The organism is Lyngbya aestuarii BL J, from assembly GCF_000478195.2.
GTDB lineage: Bacteria > Cyanobacteriota > Cyanobacteriia > Cyanobacteriales > Microcoleaceae > Capilliphycus > Capilliphycus aestuarii.
Map to the genome: position 1 here is coordinate 1 of NZ_AUZM01000317.1, position 667 is coordinate 667.

Annotated in this window: 1 protein-coding gene; it reads right to left on the bottom strand. The window is 40.0% G+C overall.

Annotated features, from left to right (window positions below):
- The coding region (locus tag M595_RS28320) for a circularly permuted type 2 ATP-grasp protein (RefSeq protein WP_023069974.1) at nucleotides 1-667 on the bottom strand (667 nt) is incomplete at both ends.

The window sequence follows — 667 nt, forward strand, 5'->3', positions numbered from 1 at the left end:
CTAATTTATCGAGGTTAGCTAAGACATAATCAAGTTGTTGCTTTTCCCAACATAAATAAGTCGGAACATTGGGTAAGATTTGATCTTCGTCGAGATAATAGCGGATCATTTGAGGAACATAGGCATAGATGACTTTATCATCTGCAACCCCCGATCCTAACGCATTCGCTAACGCTACTCGCCCTTGACTATAAACCTCCATTAAACCCGGAATTCCGAGTAAAGATTCGGAATTAAACGCTAATGGATCAATAAAATTATCATCAATCCGACGATAAATGACATCAATGCGTTTTAAGCCTTTGGTGGTTCGCATCTGTACATAACCATCCACCACCACTAAATCTCGCCCTTCGACTAATTCTACACCCATTTGTTGGGCTAAAAATGAATGTTCAAAGTAAGCTGAATTATAAATTCCGGGGGTTAAAACGACAACCGTTGGATCAGCAATATGGGAAGGCGCAAGATTGAGTAAAGTTTCTAATAAATGACTCGCATATTCATCAACGGGTTGAATTCCTAATGTCGCAAAAATTTGCGGAAATGTACTTTTCATCACGCGGCGATTTTCGAGTACATAAGAAATCCCCGAAGGACAACGAAGATTATCTTCGAGTACATACCATTGTCCATCGCGATCGCGAACTAAATCAGTTCCGGTAAT